21 protein-coding genes are annotated in these 18,704 nt (G+C 41.5%); 20 read left to right on the top strand and 1 reads right to left on the bottom strand.

The window, feature by feature from the left end; all coding sequences use genetic code 11:
• Window position 1: 1 nt before the first annotated feature.
• The 19 genes from AC2JF7_RS07910 to AC2JF7_RS07820 all read left to right on the top strand — a co-directional run bounded on the left by AC2JF7_RS07910 (window position 2) and on the right by AC2JF7_RS07820 (window position 17,114).
• Entirely contained in the window at window positions 2–1,201 is a 1,200-nt protein-coding gene (locus AC2JF7_RS07910) for a hypothetical protein (protein WP_500728149.1), read from the top strand.
• Between the two features lie 16 nt (window positions 1,202–1,217).
• Entirely contained in the window at window positions 1,218–1,718 is a 501-nt protein-coding gene (locus tag AC2JF7_RS07905; protein ID WP_500728148.1) for a hypothetical protein, read from the top strand.
• Between the two features lie 12 nt (window positions 1,719–1,730).
• Complete coding sequence (locus AC2JF7_RS07900) at window positions 1,731–2,345, top strand: hypothetical protein (RefSeq protein ID WP_500728147.1); 615 nt, start codon at window positions 1,731–1,733, stop codon at window positions 2,343–2,345.
• 302 nt (window positions 2,346–2,647) lie between these two features.
• Entirely contained in the window at window positions 2,648–7,561 is a 4,914-nt protein-coding gene (locus AC2JF7_RS07895; protein ID WP_500728146.1) for a phage tail tip lysozyme, read from the top strand.
• Window positions 7,561–8,517 carry a LysM peptidoglycan-binding domain-containing protein gene (locus AC2JF7_RS07890; RefSeq protein ID WP_500728145.1) on the top strand — a complete coding sequence of 319 codons (957 nt, stop codon included), beginning with the start codon at window positions 7,561–7,563 and terminating at the stop codon, window positions 8,515–8,517. The genes AC2JF7_RS07895 and AC2JF7_RS07890 overlap by 1 nt, the downstream gene beginning before the upstream one ends.
• Window positions 8,514–8,843 (top strand): phage baseplate plug family protein, encoded by a 330-nt coding sequence (locus tag AC2JF7_RS07885; RefSeq protein ID WP_500728144.1) that lies wholly within the window; start codon window positions 8,514–8,516, stop codon window positions 8,841–8,843. Before AC2JF7_RS07890 ends, AC2JF7_RS07885 begins: the two co-directional genes overlap by 4 nt.
• Window positions 8,843–9,769 carry a hypothetical protein gene (locus AC2JF7_RS07880; protein WP_500728143.1) on the top strand — a complete coding sequence of 309 codons (927 nt, stop codon included), beginning with the start codon at window positions 8,843–8,845 and terminating at the stop codon, window positions 9,767–9,769. Before AC2JF7_RS07885 ends, AC2JF7_RS07880 begins: the two co-directional genes overlap by 1 nt.
• Window positions 9,766–10,140, top strand: coding sequence for a hypothetical protein (locus AC2JF7_RS07875; RefSeq protein WP_500728142.1), 375 nt, complete (start codon window positions 9,766–9,768; stop codon window positions 10,138–10,140). Before AC2JF7_RS07880 ends, AC2JF7_RS07875 begins: the two co-directional genes overlap by 4 nt.
• On the top strand, window positions 10,141–10,515 hold the full coding sequence (locus AC2JF7_RS07870) for a hypothetical protein (RefSeq protein ID WP_500728141.1): 375 nt from the start codon (window positions 10,141–10,143) through the stop codon (window positions 10,513–10,515).
• Window positions 10,499–11,659 carry a baseplate J/gp47 family protein gene (locus AC2JF7_RS07865; RefSeq protein WP_500728140.1) on the top strand — a complete coding sequence of 387 codons (1,161 nt, stop codon included), beginning with the start codon at window positions 10,499–10,501 and terminating at the stop codon, window positions 11,657–11,659. The genes AC2JF7_RS07870 and AC2JF7_RS07865 overlap by 17 nt, the downstream gene beginning before the upstream one ends.
• Complete coding sequence (locus tag AC2JF7_RS07860; protein WP_500728139.1) at window positions 11,652–12,347, top strand: hypothetical protein; 696 nt, start codon at window positions 11,652–11,654, stop codon at window positions 12,345–12,347. The genes AC2JF7_RS07865 and AC2JF7_RS07860 overlap by 8 nt, the downstream gene beginning before the upstream one ends.
• A 3-nt stretch (window positions 12,348–12,350) precedes the next feature.
• Window positions 12,351–14,021, top strand: a complete 1,671-nt coding sequence (locus AC2JF7_RS07855; RefSeq protein ID WP_500728138.1) for a hypothetical protein — start codon at window positions 12,351–12,353, stop codon at window positions 14,019–14,021.
• Between the two features lie 14 nt (window positions 14,022–14,035).
• Complete coding sequence (locus AC2JF7_RS07850) at window positions 14,036–14,380, top strand: hypothetical protein (protein ID WP_500728137.1); 345 nt, start codon at window positions 14,036–14,038, stop codon at window positions 14,378–14,380.
• A gap of 15 nt (window positions 14,381–14,395) precedes the next feature.
• Window positions 14,396–14,779, top strand: a complete 384-nt coding sequence (locus AC2JF7_RS07845; RefSeq protein WP_500728136.1) for a hypothetical protein — start codon at window positions 14,396–14,398, stop codon at window positions 14,777–14,779.
• Complete coding sequence (locus AC2JF7_RS07840) at window positions 14,779–14,937, top strand: XkdX family protein (protein WP_500728135.1); 159 nt, start codon at window positions 14,779–14,781, stop codon at window positions 14,935–14,937. Before AC2JF7_RS07845 ends, AC2JF7_RS07840 begins: the two co-directional genes overlap by 1 nt.
• Window positions 14,915–15,319, top strand: a complete 405-nt coding sequence (locus AC2JF7_RS07835; protein WP_500728134.1) for a hypothetical protein — start codon at window positions 14,915–14,917, stop codon at window positions 15,317–15,319. The genes AC2JF7_RS07840 and AC2JF7_RS07835 overlap by 23 nt, the downstream gene beginning before the upstream one ends.
• The gene (locus AC2JF7_RS07830; RefSeq protein ID WP_500728133.1) at window positions 15,294–15,545 is read left to right on the top strand and encodes a hypothetical protein; all 252 of its coding nucleotides are present in this window, start codon (window positions 15,294–15,296) and stop codon (window positions 15,543–15,545) included. Before AC2JF7_RS07835 ends, AC2JF7_RS07830 begins: the two co-directional genes overlap by 26 nt.
• A 41-nt stretch (window positions 15,546–15,586) precedes the next feature.
• Complete coding sequence (locus tag AC2JF7_RS07825) at window positions 15,587–16,048, top strand: hypothetical protein (protein WP_500728132.1); 462 nt, start codon at window positions 15,587–15,589, stop codon at window positions 16,046–16,048.
• Complete coding sequence (locus tag AC2JF7_RS07820) at window positions 16,035–17,114, top strand: GH25 family lysozyme (protein ID WP_500728131.1); 1,080 nt, start codon at window positions 16,035–16,037, stop codon at window positions 17,112–17,114. The genes AC2JF7_RS07825 and AC2JF7_RS07820 overlap by 14 nt, the downstream gene beginning before the upstream one ends.
• A 40-nt stretch (window positions 17,115–17,154) precedes the next feature.
• On the opposite strand, the gene AC2JF7_RS07815 is transcribed toward AC2JF7_RS07820, so the two are convergent.
• Complete coding sequence (locus AC2JF7_RS07815; RefSeq protein ID WP_500728130.1) at window positions 17,155–17,919, bottom strand: hypothetical protein; 765 nt, start codon at window positions 17,917–17,919, stop codon at window positions 17,155–17,157.
• 150 nt (window positions 17,920–18,069) lie between these two features.
• On the opposite strand from AC2JF7_RS07815, the gene AC2JF7_RS07810 reads away from it, so the two are divergent.
• Window positions 18,070–18,429, top strand: coding sequence for a hypothetical protein (locus tag AC2JF7_RS07810; RefSeq protein WP_500728129.1), 360 nt, complete (start codon window positions 18,070–18,072; stop codon window positions 18,427–18,429).
• The last annotated feature ends 275 nt before the right edge of the window (window positions 18,430–18,704 follow it).

The raw sequence follows: 18,704 nt of genomic DNA, 5'->3' as shown, positions 1-18,704 counted from the left end.
AATGAGTCAAATTTTGACCAAACGGAATTCTGACGTAAATATTAGCGTTTTAATCAAAAACGCACCGCTTAGTCCGGTTATTGACACGCTTCTATTAGTGCCAGTAAAACCGGAAGAAGCTGACAACAAACGGGTAGCATATTACCAGGCAGAAGAAGTAGCAACTGACTTCGACACGGATTCAGATGTCTACAAGAAAGCAGAAGCATACTTCAATCAGAAAGATTCTGGACGATTGGATATTGTTAAGGTTAGCAACAGTACCGTAACTGTTCCAGTAATTACAAACAAGCCAAATAAGCCAACTAACGTGAGAGCAGAAGCTACTGATGACGGTGCCAAGGTTACTAACTTAGTCGAAACTACTAATGTTGACGTTGACGGTTACGTAGCAGGCTTGATGCCAAATTTATATTGCGGTGCTAACTATGTATTGATGGCAATGCCTGAGTATGATAAGAATGATGCAAGCAAGGTTACAGAAGCCAAGGATAACTATATTAAATCGGTTATTGCAGTAGGAAAGTACATCTATGACAATCAACAGACAATGCTGGTGACGGCGGTTGACAAGATTGATGATCTTAAGAAAATCCATGATGCCTTAGCTGCACATACTGTCAAGAACAAGCTAGGAAATACAATTGTCTTTGTCAATAACAATGTTGACCAATATCCTGAAGTAGAAGCTGCAGCATATGCTGTTGGTAAAATCCCACTAGACTGGATGCGAATTCATGGACTAGCCGATATCGATGAGAACGAGTGGAACGAAGCCGAATACGCAGATATTATGGCTAATAACGGTCTGACAATGACCAATAAAGCTGGCGATATTGTCGTATCTAACTCTAGAACAATTGATGGTACATATATTGATCAGAGCTTTGGGGCTCAGTATATCAAGAATGCAATCCAAGTTAAGATGCAGCGTTTCTTGACTGACAATAATTTCTTACCTTATGACAATGATGGAATTGCCATGCTTAGAGCCCAATTGACCAGTGTCATGACTGAAGTCGGAACCAAAGGTCTACTTGTCCGTGAAAATGGAAAACCAGTGTTCACTGTAACCACAGCCAGCCGTGACAGCGTATCTCCTACTGATTACGAGAACCGTATCTTCAGAGGAACAAAGATTACTTGTACTTTAGCAACGGCAATTGAAAAGGTAAATCTTACCTTAGAGATTACTAAATAAGAGAGGATTGATATAAATGGCTTCAAATAATATTAATTTACCAGACGGGACTGTCTTTTCACTCAAAGACACCAGATTTACGCATCTATATGCTGATATCAAATTACCGAGTGGAGTGAAGACGGTTGAGCTGACTGGCTTCCAAAACGGGGAAGCATACTCATGGACCAAGACAGAGAACGATACAACTATCGGCAGTGACTATAATGCATCGCCAATCGGTGTAATCAATCACTCCAAGACTGGTACGCTGACAATCAACGCTAGTGAGGGTGGCTTAGCTAACAAAATTTTGTTCCAACTTTACAAACTGCAGGGTAATTACGAAAGTGGCTCGGGAACCAGTGCCTTCAATATGCGCATGGTTAACGACAACTGGAATGAGACTGCCGAATTCAACGGCTGTTTAATTCAAAAACTACCCGATGGGCACATGTCAAATGCAATTACTGCACGGACATGGACGATTGACGTTTTTGTGCTTGAGAACGGTATTAACGAAGACGCGGTTAAGTAATAGGAGTTAGATATGGCTGAAGAAAATGTAATCAAAGAAATTGAAGATACAGCTAAAGGACAGGTCAAGAAAGAAGTTAAATACAAGGATGCAGATGGTAAGGAAAAGAAGCAAATCATTACCATGCGCCGGCTAGGGGGTCGTGACCGAGCTAGATTGCAGCATTATCTTAATTCTGGTGACAATATAGTTCAATATGGCGATCTGGTTGAAGGCCTGCTTGATAAGGCTCTAGTCTTTCCGCATTTATCTTTCAAGGATGTTAATGAAGACATTGAAAAGAATAGTAAGTTAATTGATCAGACGTTAGAATACGAAGATTATGATGGAGAAAAGCATAAGTTCCTATTCCACTTTACCAACGTTAAGGACATGCTTAACTTGATTAGAAGTGCCCGTGGTGCTAACGAGTCAAACGAACTTGAACAGTTCTTTGATTTTGCCACTGAACTTCATGTCATCAAGTCCGTCAACAATAAAAAAACTTTAGCCCTGGAAGACTTTGACGATGCTAAACACATTAACGAAGTGGCCAACAATATTGCAGATGCGGTATCTAAAGTATTGAACACTGGTGGCTTCTTAAATATTGTATTAGAGTTGCAGAGGTTTTTTTACAAAAGCTAATAAGCCAACCCTTTACTATATAAACAACGATGGCGAATGGGTACCTGATGATCTTAAGATTAAGCGACTCGCCAAACGCTATGTTGATGATGCTATCATCATCAATGCTGGTCTTGCTTCCAGCATTTCGGAAGTTGAGGATATGTCTTTAGACAAACGGGCTGTACTTACTCAAGCAGCGTTAAAAATGTTTAGAATAAAGGCTAATTTAATAGCTCAGGAAGTATGGGGCAGTGATGAAGACCAGTCTACTTAAAAAGTAGGCTGGCTTTTTTGCTAAAAACAAAGAAAGGAGGGAATTGATGAGCGATCGTATTGCACAGATGGATATTGGGATTGGCTTTAATATTGATAATCCCGTTCTGAATAAGTTGCTAGATAGCATGAGCCAGCTTGACAACAAAGCTAAAGGTCTTAATACAACTTTTGAAAAGATGAGCATGCCTGACGTGACTAAAGCTAGTCGTGAGATGGGTACATATCAAAATGAGTTAACGAAGACTAAAAATAAAGTTTCTGATTTTGATAATACTGTTAAAAAAGTTAATGCTAATCCTCTTGATAAAATCGAAAACAAGTTGAACAAAATCGATGGAGCTGCTAAAAAAACACATCACACTTTTAGAGAAGCGTTCGCAGCTTCAGCAATCGGCAATGTCGTGACCACCGGTCTCAGTAATATTAGTACACAGTTTAAATCTATCTACGCTGATGGTATGGAATATAACGGTCTGTTGGGAAAGATAGATTCCCGTTTTCAAAACATGGGTTTGTCGGACAAAGTTATCGGTAAACTAGATAAACAGATTAAGTCTTTAAGATACCACACTAATTTGACGGGCGAGGAAGCCTCTAACGTGCAAGCAAAGATGCTTAACTGGTCAACTATCGGCAAAAAAGGCGCAATGGATATCACCAAAATGATTGCTGGCGTTGGTGATAGTTCAAAACTAGATGGTGCTCAGGTAGAGAATTTGGCGTCTAGTCTAATGCGTGTAGGTGCTAACGGTAAGGTGTCCTATTCAGCCTTAAACCGTGTTACTAAATCCGCACCGTCGTTTTATGCTCAATTAGCCAAGGGTGCTGGTATGACTGAAACACAACTTAAAAATGTTTTAAGGACAGGTAAGGTTACGCAAAGTCAGTTCCAAGAATGGATGTCTGCCGCAAGTAAATACTCCGACACTGCTTTTAAAAAGTTTGACAAAACTCAGGGTGGTGCGAAGAAGCAAATGGCCGAACGTTGGATGGATCTAAAAGGTACTATGACAGCCCCGCTATTTACTGCTAAGTCTTCGGGACTACAGGCATTGAATGATTTACTGAAATCAGACGAATTAAAAGCTGGGGCAACAGCTATTGGTAACGGTATTGCAGATATAGTTGGAACTCTTGATAAGCATAAAACAGAAATTTCATCTGCCGTTAAAGGAATACTTGATCTGACTGTTGCGGTTGGTAAAGGAGTTTGGAAAGATTTTTCAGGAATCTTTGTCACAATTGGTAAACAATTTGGCTTGATTGGTAAAGATGCCGACAAGCATGGCGGCACATTCCATGCACTAGCTGAAGGGATTAACAACCTGGCCAAGAATAAAACGGCAATAGAAGCAATCTCTGGTGCAATTGTGGCAATGATGACAGTTAAGGCTACAAAAGCAGTAGTTTCCCCATTCGTAGGATTAGCCAAGGGCGGGGTCGATTTATTTAAAAATATTGGCATTTTTGGCAAAGGCCTCAAAGGAACTAAAGAGATTGAAGGTGTAACTGGGAAATCAGCTGGGTTCTTAAAAGCCAGCAATTTTACCAGGACTCTTGGTAAAGGTGTTAAAGGAGCTGTTAAATTAATAGGTAAAGGTTCTAGCGAAGCTATAGAGCTAGTAAGTAAGGGCTATTCGAAGATGATTGATAATGTCACCAAGTTTGGACCTGATATTATTAAGAACCTTAAAGGTTTTGGTTCTAAAATATATGACGCTGGCTCAAAGTTAGGGAGTTCTTTATCTAAAGGATTTAGCAAGACTGTAGAGTTTAGCAAAGAGCTGCCTGGCAAGGTTAGAGGCTTGTATGGAGGCGCTAAGGAATTCGGTCAAAGCCTATTTAATAAAGATAGTAGTGGTGCCGGTAATTTAAGTGGCTTACTTCAATCGGCACACAGTGCAGGTGGTTTTAAAGGATTATCCAAGGCTGGTCAAATTGGCACTGTAGCAGCAGGTGCAGGTGTAGCTATTGATGCTGGTGCTAGTTTTCTAGATGCTTTTAAGAATCGGCATGATGCCGATAAGCGCAGCGAGGACATCGGTAAAGGTGTCGGCTCAGGCATTGGTGGTGGTATCGGACTATTTTTCGGTGGCCCACTAGGTGCTGCCGTTGGCGCTAAAATTGGCGGCGTGGTCGGCAAGTGGGGCGGTCAAGCCGTCAACAAGTTCACCAAAGGTTGGCAATCAAAGAAGCCACCTAAAAAATTCTGGTCGCTAGAGAATTTGGGTTGGTCAACTCATGACATGTTCAACAAAGTTGGCAAAGCCGCTCAAGGTGCACAGAAAAACCTGCAAAAAGGTTGGATGTCAAAGAAGCCACCTAAGAAATTTTGGTCGATTGAAAACCTCGGTTGGGTGTCTCACAAAATCTGGGATAACAGCATTACTGGCACAGTCATCCATGGTATGGGGGCTTTAAAGAAAGGTTGGACTTCCAACAAACCGCCTAAAAATTTCTGGAGTCTAGAGAATTTGGGTTGGTCCGCTAAAAACATGTTTGACGGATTTAAAAAAGGTGTCAGAGATGTACTGGATTGGTTCCACAAAAAATGGGACGGAATGAATCAATGGTTTGGCAAACATTTTTCTGGCGCTCAACATTGGATTTCAGATATTGGTAAAAACGTTCAAAATGCCTTTAAGCCGAAGTCAACCAAGTTAGCTGCTCATGCTGCTGGTGGGCACATCAGCAATAACGCTATGGCATTAGTTGGCGAAGGTGGTGCTGAGTTAGCCTACAAGGTGAACGGGAGTCATGCTCGTCTACTAGGTGCCAATGGTCCAGAGATTACCAAGGTTCACGCCGGCGAGCACATTCTGAATGCTCGAGACACGCAGAAATTAATGCGTGGTGGACTGGGTCAAGGCTTAGTTCTTCAGGGCTTTGCCAAAGGTAATACAACACTCGGTGGCACCAGAGGTGTTAGCGATAAGTACCATAATGATGCAATCAGTCAAAACAAGAAATTCAACAAGTCAATTGTTAATGACTCTAAGAAATCCTTTAATTCAAGGGTTAAGGCTAACAAGAAGCAATTTAGCCAGTTAGAAGGGGACACCGGAAGCTCATTTAAGAAATTAAAGAAACAGTGGTCAAAGTCTTGGACGGATATCACTCACGATTTCCGCAAGATACTTAATCGTCTGACCGATTATACTTCTGATGCTATGAACGGCGTAATCGGACAGATTAACCACGGCTTTAAGGGAATAAATACGGCCTTAGGCCAATTCGGTGGTAACGATCACGTGTTAAGCATGGTTCATTATGCTAACGGTACTGATGGCCCCGTAGAACGTGCCCATATGGCTGTTTTAAATGACAGCCCTAGAGGATTGCGCCAAGAGGCAATTGTCCACGCTAACGGCAGTTTTGAGCTGCCTAAGGGCAACAATGTGGTTAAGCTGCTTCATAAAGGAGACAGTGTTCTTAATGGTGAAGATACTTACCAGGCACAGCAACAAGGGTTACTGCCATTCTATGCCAATGGTAAGAACTCTCATGGAGCATTAGCAAAACTGGCCAAGAGCAATGCAACTAATTACAAGAGCGGCTTTAATTCTGACTTTACCAGTAAGCTCAAAGAAGTAAGCAGTCAGCTGCAAAAAGGCTTAACAGGTCTTAATAAGAATGCTGCCAAGCCAACTGGATACAAGTGGTATCAAGCGATGTACAGCTACATTAATTCGTTAATTAACGACGGTGCAGGTGGTACACGTGAGGCCTTCTTGAATTACGCTAAAGAGCACTTTACTGGCAAGAAGTATGTCATGGGCGCAACGGGCCCTGATGCATACGACTGCTCAGGTATGGTCTCCGCAGCGTTAAACCACTTCGGTCTCAACATTGGTCGAACCACGGTTGCCATGCAGGAAAGCAGCGGCGTTCAAAGTCTAGGTCATGATTTTGCTAAGACGGTCCCAGGTGACCTAGTCATCTACGGCCATGGCGGTGGAGCGGCTGGACACGTCGGTATTATTAACAACAAAGCTAATAATACGATGTTCAACGAAACGCCACCATCAGCCCGAGTCACATCAATTGACACGCCGAAGAGCATGGGCTACGAATACTTCAGAGTTAAGGGCTTGCACAATGCTAATAGCAACAAGTCTTCAATTCCGGGCAACTTAACTAAATTAGTCAAGAGTCAGTTAGGCCCTAGGGCTATTAACTGGATTAAGCACAACCTAAGTGAAGATGCACTTGGTGGTAGCGTCAACCTGACTGGCGATATTGGTCAACGGGCCAGATCACTAGCTAAGGCGTTAATGGGCCTAGATCATTCAGCCACTAAGAACGGTATTGCCGCAATCTTAGGTAACTGGTTCTTTGAATCTCGCCTTGATACTGGTGCAAGAAATGCCAGTGGTGGTGCAAGTGGCTTAGGTCAATGGCTAGGCGGCCGGCTAACTAACTTGAAATCTTTTGCTAAGAAAAATGGCAAGAGTTGGACCGATCCAGCTGTTCAAGTGAAGTTTGCCCTTAGTGGCGAAGGTTCAGACAGCGCAATTTTTAAGAGCGTGCTAGAGGGCAAAGGATCGGTTGCAAACTTGGCCAACAAGTTCTCTAGTCAATGGGAACGTGGCGGCTACAACGCTTCACACGTCAATGGTGCGATGCAGATTGCTAAGTCGCTACGTGGTCTTAAGACTGGTGGCCATGTTAAGGCAGGCGAAACCGTCCGTGTTAATGAAGATGGTATTGAGATGTTCCGGCCTGACGTAAGTGGCACGGTTATTCCACACGCTAAAACGGTCAAGAACATCAAAAATAACTCAAAAAAGGCCGGCAACATCACACTCAATCAAACGATTGAGGTGCATGCTGAAGGTGGCAATACCAGTGCAATCAAAGCTGATGTAAAAGCAGCTGCCGAACAGGCTAATGAAAAGATGTTCGAAAAGCTACAAGAATTAATGGGTTTCAATGATGATGGAGGTGTGATTATTTAATGCTAGCACCAACGATTGCAAGGGATGCTGCTAAAGCTAAGAAGGCATATACCAAACAGCTAAAAGCAGTAAGCAAAACTAAAAAGTCAATGAAGAAACTTGAGACTGTAGTTAAGGTCAAAAAGGGTAGCAAGACAATCAAAAAGAGGGTTGTTCCGGAAAAGAACAAAAAGAAGTATGGTAAGTATCAAAAAACTTTAAAGGCGCAGAATAAAAAATTGGCCAAAGTCAAAAAGACCTATAAAGCCAAAAACAAGTTGTTAGCTAAACAAAAAGCATATGACAATATGGATAAGAATTTAAGCAGTATCAATTCTAAGATTTCAGAAGCTAATCAAGTCCTAGGTCAACCTAAGAGTGCTTTATACTTAGCGGACTTAAGTTCTGACCAAATTATTTTCTTTGGTGAATTCGATGCTACTGAGACCAATACGGCAGAGACACCAAGCCAAGCAGTGGATAACTCAGACCCAAGAACAAACTACTCCAGGCGAACTGATAAGACCGTCTCTTGCACGGCTTATCTGTATGCTGAGGACAATTCAAGTAAAGAAGCTCGTAGGGCTGATCTTGAGGCACAGTTCAACATTTTCCAGAAGTGGCAGTTGTGGGGTAAGGAATTAACCTTGCGCGGTTCTAGTTACTGGAAACACGTCTACATCCAATCAATTTCAAAGACTACTGAGAATAAAGACCAGAACGTTTTGAAGCTTAACCTAACTTTTAGTTATCGTAAGATTGCCAAGGTCACTTACAGCAAAAAGAAATCTAAAGGTAAAAAGACTCCCAAGTCAGGAAGCGCAAGTAAGCGTGACCCAAGAAGAAATAAGGTGCACCACATGAAAGTGGGCGACAATATTTATCGGGTGGCAAAGAAATATGGTGTCTCAGTCAGCAAATTATATGCGGATAATCCAAAAGCCAAGACCAGAAAAGGTAAGGTGATCAAAGTATGATTCGTGATGTAATTGAGATTGATAATGACAGTATTCCGTACAACTTCGACTTGGACGTTGAAGACCAGACCTACAATATTGCAATTAACTACAACAAGATTAGTCGTGAATACTCTGTTGACTTATTTACCGAAGACGGCACACCGATTTATCTAAACTATAAATTAGTTCTTAATCAGCCACTGTGGTTCGGTATCGAAGACCCTAGACTGCCAGCTTGGCAGTTAGTCCCCTATGACGAGTCAGGACATGAGACTGAGCTTAACGAGCTCAATTTTAACAGCACAGTGTTTATTTCAATTGATGATTTAGAAGGTGATGATTAATGGCAGCAAATGTTGATGGACCTAGTTTTTATGGAAAGAAGATCGAGGTCATACTACCAAATCTGTCCAGGAAGCCTTCTTTTAATAACTGGTCACCAGTAGGATATGGCTTTACTATCACTGGCACGATCAATTTTAATGACGATGGTGATGTTGAAAAAAACACCATTACCATTAATAACTTATCTCCAGAAAGTCAAAAACTCTTTAAGGAAAAAGAACATATTGTTGTTAAAGCTGGCTCTGATGACCTATTTGCTGTTATTTCAGAAGGCAAGATTACTAAGGTTCATAAGTTGGTTGATGAAGGTGCTACTAAGACACTTGACGTTGAGTTTACAGATGATACTGATTATGGCGACAAGAAAAAAATATCAGTATGGAGTGGAGCCAAAACTGTTAAAAAGCGAATTAAGAAGCCTAATGGCAAGTACACGATTGTTAAAAAGACAGTCCGCAAGAAGGTTAATCTAACCTTCAAAAAAGGAACAAAGGCGTCCACTATTGTTAAGAAAATCAGCAAAAAAGCTGGTATTCCGATTAGTAATATCAAGTTTACTCATGACTATGTCTACAAGAAAGGCTATACGGTTTCTAATAAGCCTCTGGCAGCCATTAAGTCAATCGTCAAGCAATGCAAGGCTCACATCTATTTCCGCAAAGGCAAGTTATATATCGACAATTGGGACAAGCCTAATCCTTACAATGAGAACTTGACCATTTCCAAATTAACTGGGCTAGTTGGCCATCCTTCCTTTGATGATGATGACCGGATATCCTTTCAGATGTATCTTGACCCGAGAATTTCTACTGGATCAGTAGTTCGTTTGGTTGATAAGGCGATGGGGATCGATGACCTCTATCGCATCAAATCAGGCAGCCATGATTTGGAATCTATGATTACGAGCTGTGAGGTTTATAAATGAATAAGCGCAATATTGACCTTAAATTTATGGATGAGTTACTACCGCAGCTGCTGCTGTCACGAATCTACTGCATGATGATTGGAACGGTTACAAAGTACGACAGTAGCAATAAGGTAGCCGATGTACAGCCTGCACCCTTGCAGTCAGACGACAGCAAGAGGCCGGTTATTACTGAATGTCCGGTCCTGCAAAGTAGTTTAATTGTTATTGAAGACGGTAAGCCAATTTATAAGAAGTTAAAGTCGGGCGATAAAATATTGCTAGGATTTCATGACCGAGATTTGGAAAACTATCGGGGCCAAAAGACCTATAAACTAGCAACTAGAAGGATGCACAGTCTAAATGATGGCATCGTTCTTGGGAGGTTGTAGATGGATATTAAATTAAATGAAGATAATGACCGTGCGATTGTTGATGAAATGGTTACTAGTGACGAAGAATTGGCCCAGGCAATTAAGTTAACTCTGGCGACCAACTTGGCTGAGCTTGAGTGGAATAAGGCTTTCGGTCTATCTCATCAAGATATTCTAGATAACATTACCAATCGAGATTACATTCTTAAGCAAATCGAAGACTGCCTAGCAGCACATTTTGACAGCTTTGAGCATGTAAAAATTCTGTCAGTTGACCATGATATTGACGATAGGTTACTCAATTTAAAACTTGAAGTGGCAATGGCAGATGGCAGCATTGTCACAGTAGATACAGGAAATGAAAGGAGGGAGAGTAGTGACATTACTTACTAATGGACAATTCCAGGCACTAACCGAAGATGAAATCAGAGAACGTCTTAATGACAATGCACGTAAGGTATACGGCGATAACGTCAACACCGATGATAATTCGATTGTTGGCATGGACAATGGCGTACTGACCACACTAGCGCATGATTTTATGGAATTACTGCAGGCTACTGACTGGGCTAATCACCTGCTAAGTGCAAGTGGTAAAGATCTGGACCGGTTTGGCCAAGATGATGGCATTCCAAGAAAGAGTTCAGCGCCGGCAGTGGTCAAGCTCAAAGTTACGGGCGAAGCAGGCACAGAAGTGCCAGAAGGTTCTCAATTTTCAACCGAAGAGAACCTTCTTTTTTATACCATTGAGAACGCTGAAATTGGCTCTGACGGGTCTGTTCTGATTAGTTCGGTTAGTGATACAGAAGGCAGCGAAAACAACGTCCTGCCTAACACAATCACGCTAGAGGTGGATGTGATTGACGGTGTTGAGAGCGTCACTAATCCGAAAGCTGCTCAAGGCGGAGCAGATGAAGAGACAGATGTCGCCTACCGAGCGCGGCTTTACAATGAACGAATCCACCCGAAGAACGGTTCGGAGGATGGCATCAAGTCTTATCTTGAAAATGAAGTGCCAGGAGTTAAGCAGGTTAAGGTTATTCCCAACCGGACAATGGTAACCGATAAATATGGCAATCCACCAAAGTCGACGCACATATACGCACTTGGTGGAACTAATCAAGCTATTGCTCAAGGTATTTTTAATATTGTACCCGCACCAGCTTACACGGTTGGCCAAATTCACGAAGTAGTCACTAACTTGTCCGGCGACAGGCGTGATGTCTATTTTGACCGTGCATCAACTAAACCAATCTATGTCAGGGTCACTGTCAACACTAATCTGAACTTCAGCTCCGAAAATGGCCCACAAGCAATCAGGAAGCAAATCCGTGATTACTTTGCCCTGCTGGAAATGGGTGACACCGTGCTTTTCAGCAAGCTGTATGAATACATCTGGCAGGTTGAGGGCTTAAAGTCAATCGATATTAAGCTGGGTGCAGACCATGACAACAAAGAGTTGAAAGATGTCCCGGTTAATGAGTTCGAGCTGGCCGTTATCGACGATAACAACATCGAGGTGCTAGTCAATGTATGATTTTAACGAGTACAATCACCGCGATTATTCGAAGTATATTAGGAACATGTTTCCAGCCTTCATGTCGCAGAATGAAGACAGCAACAACCAGAAGTGGCTGCAGATCGTGGCTGATATCATGATTGAATTTATTGACCGCATCATGGTCAGCTACGATGCACAAAACTTTCGGCATGCGACTGGAGATGATTTGCGCAAAATTGCCAAGGACTGGGGTGTTTCGCCCTCTGAAAGTGATGAGGACTTTTTAAAGTTTGAAATTGCCATAATGATGATGAAGCGGCACCTGGGTAATGATGAAAATTCAATTATTAAGTTGATTGCTACTACGTTGGGTGCAGATGTCAATGAGTTCACCGTGGAAACGCGCAGGGACAAGAACGATGGCGAACCTGAACGCCTAGGGATTTACAACCTGCCGCGCAAATACTTGGACAACAAAAAAAGAGAAGAAATTCTCTATAAGATGTTGATTGACATTTTAGGCGACGAGGTTCGCCTCTACACGATAGAATTTAATGAAAAGTACAATGCTAATATTTACATTGAGGCTGGGTTAACTGCAACTAATTCTATTGATGGTGTATCAGAGACACAACTATCGCTAGAAAAGAAATATATAGGAAAATATCGACTGGCTGCTGGAGTAATAACCAGTTCGGTGATATTTGGGACGATGGGAGGATAAACAATGGCAGAACAATCAGAGATGAAATTTAGATTCACCCCCAAAGGACAACAGATTTCTGTTGCGACCTTAGGGGGACAGGAGAAAATTGAATTTACTAAAGCAGCTTCAAGTATCGATGTCCATTACAACGACACGGATGCAGATGTTGCTAATATCGTTGATTTAGACAATAAGAAGCAAATCGTTGATATCACAAAGACAGTTGCCGTAAAAGACAATGTAGTTAAGATTCCAATTCCATTTAAAAAGAATGAAATTACGGAAGACTACTTGCTTAACACGGTCGGAATTTATGTCTTATACAAAGGTGAAGAAGTACTGTATGCATTCGGCTCTTTGAAGTACCCACAGTATATGCAGCATACTGATGATAGTGGTGTAGTTAAGCTTTATGCCTATCTCACAGTGGGTACAGTTGAAAATGTTGTAATTAAGACTAATGACACGGAAAGCGTGTCACATGATGAATTTAAAGAAGCACTAAAGTCCTTACCTTCAAAAGAAGATTTAGGGAAATTAAACGATAATGTTAATCAAAATCTGACCGATGCTCAAAAAAAGCTTAGGGATGAAGCTAAGACGCTGTACCCACTTAATACTCCAGACGGCAACAACATCTATGATACAACGATTAACCTGGACACATACTCAACCGTGGGCATCACAAAGTTTTTAAACTGTAAAGTGCAATCAGCCGGACAAATGCCCAGCTTTGATCAAGCAACAGGTGGTCTTTATGGTTGGATTTTTAACGTGCCAAAATGGAATGGAGCAACTGAATTTCAACAAATCGTCTACATCGATGACTACGGCCAGGGCACGCGGACCTATGTCAGGAGCCGAGCTGACAGCAGTGGCAAAAAGGTCGACTTTGAAAAAGTCTTAACAGATAGGGATATCTCCAATATAAGCACAATCTCAAATCCAATAGCTGTAGACAGCCAGGCCAATCCTGACTTACTGACCACACCGGGTGTCTATTATTCCGCAACAGGGTTCAATTTCACTTCTAAAGCGACTCCAGCAGGGTATCATACCGGCAGAAGTTACATGATTGTTTTGCAAGGCGACAACAATGGCGGATCCTTGACGTATCACCAACAGTTTCTCTTTCAGGCAACCAAGTTTGACTATACTATCTGGTATAGAGCTGGGTATAACGTCAGCTCAACTTCAACATGGTTTGTCAACTGGGTCAACATAAAAGATGACCTAAGCAAATTAAAGCAGATAAGCGTTAATGGCGCTCCAGTTAGCCCAGATGGTAAAGGAGTAGCTAACATTGTGGTTCCTGCCCCTGATTTATCAGGCCTTGAAACCAAGGCAGAAGCAAAATCTGCTCATGATGCTTTAGAAACCAAAATTGCTACTAAGGCGGACAGCAAGGTATTAGATACTCTTGAAACCAAGGCAGATGCAAAAACTGCACATGATGCGTTGTCTGAAAAGGTGGCTAAAGCCGTTATATCTGTTGACGGAATCAAGTCAGACAAAGCTGGCAACGTCCAAACAGATCACTACACTAAAGCCGAGATTGATAAGAAGGTCACTGATATTAATAGCCACATTGGCCAAGTAGAAAATCGCGAATTGGTACACCATGCTGATGACTATGAGACTGGACTAGCATACTCAAAAGCTCATCCAGATGTATTAGTAACAGTATCGTAGAAAGGGGATAAATAATGCTAGTTACTGGAAAAAAAGTTAATTACTTGATGGTAAGAGGCGAAACTTTTATAGCGTCCGATTTTTTACCAAAATATTTTAAGTTTAGCAAGGATACGGGAGGAAATTGCTATGAACTTGTATTAGATGACAACAAACTCGTATTTACTGTTAAATCTAATAATACATATGTTGAGCTACCCGAAAAGACTTTAGTTTATCAAATTTCATCTAGTAAAGGTCAAAAATATGCTCTAGTTGACTGCATGCTGTGGGTAAGTGACAGCTCAGGAAGAGTTGGAACGCGTGGTAAGCAATGGATAAAGATGGATGAATTTGGAGCTGCTGAGCCAATAATTTAACAAAGGAGAAATAAAATGACAGATGAAAATAAATTTAGACAAGTATATAAATCAAAGCCAGGAGAACCGTATGAAGTTTGGTTTGCACCAAAAGAGTCAGCGGTTAACTTCCCGTATGTTGAAGAAGCACCTGACCCGAGCTTTAAGACGCCGATGTACGACTGGGATAAGTACCGCTGGTATGACGGTGATGGCACCGTGCAGGGCCAACAAATTGGAGAATTGAAAGACCAAATTGATAACTTAGAAAAGCAAGTAAAAGATAGTAAGCTATCTCAAGAAGAAATCAATGGGATAAATCGACAGATCGGGTCGATTGTGGGTATGCTGTCAGAAGCAGCCGTTGCATCGACTGAGGTACCAACAGAATCGACTGATACGAAGGGAGGCGACAAATAATGAAATTTGCCGCTTTTTTTGAGGCTTCATATAAGTATCTCTTTGATACGGGGGTATATACCAAGGAAGTTGTCGCGAGTTACGTCAATAAAACTATAGATGAGGATGCTTATAAAAGAATTACAGGTGATGATTATGTTGAACCAGCTAAGGAATAAAACTAATTGGGTATTAAACAGTATCAATGCCAACTTTGAGCAGTCCCTTGCCGGCCTTGGAGTAATGGCAATCGGTGCATCCCTTTGGATTGACCGTAATTATTTTTTATGGCCACCCGAGCTAGTAAATACGATGAACGACCAACGTTTAGATGTGGTCGTTTTTATTTTTGGCTTAGGACTGCTAATTTGTGCCATGACAGATAATCATAGTAAATTGTGGCAACACCTGCTGTTAATCTTGTGCGGTGCAGCTATTTGCATGCTTGCAGCAACACAGATTTGGCACGCAATTTATGCTGGGCAAGGTCAAATGGCCCACAGCGTAATTGGGGATTTGATTATTTTTGCATTGATTGTCAGATCAGCATATCAGAGTTAGGGGTGGTCGCTTGCACGATTGGTCCAACTTCATCCAAGTGCTGGGCGTCTTTGTCGGGGCCTTGGCTACCGCCTTTGCAGTCTCGCATAAGACGCACCGTGCTGACTACAACGACATCATAAAGGAGCTGAAGAGTGAAAGGGATGAGTTTAAACGCAGCTATCATGAAGCAGCAAAGCAAATCGAAGAGTTGAAAGCAGAAAATGAAAGACTAAGAGGACACTAAGCAGTTAAGCTAGTGTCTTTTTTGCAGAAAGGAATTTTAAAATGATGAAATTAGATATGTTGTACATCGGCTTTGCAGGAGCCGTAGTGGTCATCTTGCTGCTGTCCGGCTTGTGGTCGGTATGGTATAAGAAGCATCCCACAACTAATAAAGTGATCAAGACAGCTAACGACTACATTGAAGCCGTAAAGACCCTGACACTGGGCTTTGTCCACCTGGCAGAGACTACTGGTCTAAAGGGCAACGAGAAGATGGAAAAGGTCATCAGCATGGTCGAGGAAGCTTTGCAGAAGCAGGGCCTGAAGGTGCCGGACTACATCGACAAGATTATCCGGGCATTTGCCGAGCAAGAAGTGGCCAAAATCAATGCCGACAAGACTGACAAGACTAAGGAAGCAACGGATCAGGGCACAGCCGAAGCTGTCGAGGACTTTGACCCAGAGGCAGTCCAGGAACCCGCACAAGACACGACTACAGAAGTAGGGGCTGATGACCATGCTTAATGGGACTGATGAGTCCAGCAACAATGCTGGTGTGGACAATCGCCGCATCGCTGGGGCCTTTGTCATCGACAAACTGACCGAAGGCATAGGCTATGTCAACCCTTGTCTTACCAATCAAATTGGTACGGCCAGGCAGGCAGGCAAGCTAATCGGCCTGTACCATTTTGCGAGTGGCGGCAGTTACAAGGCAGAGGCTGATAAATTCCTCCGGATTGCCAAGCCATACTTAAAGGGCAGCATTCTAGTCCTTGACTATGAGGGTTCGCCGGTGGCCGTTTGTGGTGTCAGCTGGGCCAATTCTTGGCTTGACTACGTCTACCAAAAGACCGGGATTAAACCACTGATCTACATGGGACTAGCTGACGAAAAACGGTATAACTGGGACCCGGTGGCCAAGAAGTATGGCCTGTGGGTGGCTCAGTACAACAATATGAATGCGCAGTACGGTTACAATCCGCGCAGTCTGTATGGTCACTTGAACCACTGGGGCAAAAACGGCAATAAGAAGCTGGCTATCTTTCAGTATTCCGCCACGGGCAAGTTGGCAGGATATGGCGGCTATTTGGACTTGAACGTCTATTACGGCAGCAAGAATGACTGGTCAAAGCATACGGACAATTTGACAGAGAAAGTAGATGATGAAATGGTTTGGAGTGTAAAGGTTAATCCAACAGATACCGGTGGTTTCCTAGTAACAAAGAAAGCTGGAGCTACGGTTTGGAGTGGTCCCAACAATGATAAGAAGGTCAAGATGATTAAGTACGGCACCAACTGGCGTGTGCTGGCAATTAAGGACGGTTTTCTGAAGCTAGGTAAGGACCAGTGGGTGGATAGTCGGACAGGTGTCTTGAAGCTCAACCCGCTAGCTGCTAATCCCAACATGCATGCAGTAGTTGAGGTGGTTGCACCCGCTGCTGGTCATGCTGTCCCTAATGGGCCAGTGACGGGACGGCAATTCAAGAAAGGTGAAAAGCTCAAAGTAAGTAAGATGCAGGACGGTTACCTGCAGGTTTGTACGGGCAATAACGCCTGGGCTAATGCAGCAAAAGTAAAAATCATTCTATAAGTAAATAAGCCACTCTGGAGATTGGTTTCTCTGGGGTGGCTTATTTTTGTGAATCAAAATTTTTCTTATCTTCTAACTCAAATATGTTTTCAACTTTTTTGTTTAAGTATAATATTAAAAAATTTATAGCTTCCCATCCAGGGTAAAAAATAAGATAAAGAATGAATACGTACTTTATAATATATGGAAAAGTCAATAACGACACAGTGATGACGAACAACAATGTTGAAAAAAGATAGTCCCATTTGCTTTTATAGTTATTTGCTATTTCTGCTATAACGATTAAAAATATAAATGCTACTAATATGGAAGATCCTACCAATAAACAGAGTCTACTTGAAATGTTGTCACTACTTGTAAATCCCAACGAAGTCAAAATTATAGCTACTGCTATGAATATACCCAATGTAATAGCTATAGACCATATTTTATTTTTCTTTTTATTAGCTATAGTGTTTATTCCTCTAAATAAGTCAACATTATAATTATTACTTGATCTATATTTGATTATCCCAGATATAAATAACAATCCAATTATAATACCGTAAGTTAATAATATTTCTTTGGATACATGTTTTGTATCTGGGATTAAATGCAAAAAATACCGATTTTTAATTCGGTGTATCGTGTAATAATAGTTAACTTCTGGAATTGCTGGTTTTATAGCTGTAATAAAAATACCAAATATCGTTGAGCAAGTTATCATCCAATCACAGAAATGTTCAACTTTCTCGGAAGATGTAACTAAATTTGTTTTTTCATTATACTGGTTTACATTATCATTGTTCACATTATCATTGTTCACATGCATTACCTCTCGTCTTTAAAACCTATAACCAGTTACTGGCATATCTAATCATAAATACTTTTATTTTACAGCAATGAATAAAGTTGTGTTAATCAATCTTTGGTTTTACAATATTTAATCAAACACACGTTTGTTAAAGGGGATAATATGAGCAAAGAATTCGATCAACGGCTAGATGATTTTTTCAGAACCTATCAGGATAGAGGTATGAAGAAGTGGCAAGGTATGATGCTGAGTGACCACACAGCAGAGCTTAATCGTGATGGACGGGAGCGTGCAAAGGTCTACCATAAGAAACCAACAATGACCCAGGAAGCTATCAGTAAGGCTATGCTACAAGCATATGCGAATGGCAAAATAGCTAATTTGCAACTTAAAGAGGTAGATAACAATGGTAATGTGCAGCCCGAGATTTCTGGATTTGTAAAAGGGTATAATGGTGATAAGATAATTGTTGGCAATAAATTTGTTGAACTCGAAAACATTAATCATGTTGAATTTGAATAGACGCATTAATTAACAATTTTGGGGACAAAAAAGGGACAAAAATTTCAGATTTTCACGAATTAAAGTGAATTTAAGCGAATTAAGAAACAAGAAAAATCACTGCTGTTAAGCGTAAAGTGCAGTTATACATGGGGATGATTTAATTAAATGATTTATTTTGACAATAGTGCAAGTATTGCCTGTAAAGCTTGATGTAAAGGCAAACTTTGATTTGGATAAATCTGAAAAGGGACACAAAAAGGACAAACTAAAACCAGTTCATAATTTGAGTTTGT

The sequence above is a fragment of the Lactobacillus sp. XV31L genome (genome assembly GCF_059900865.1).
This window is presented reverse-complemented; position numbering and strand designations above follow the sequence as displayed.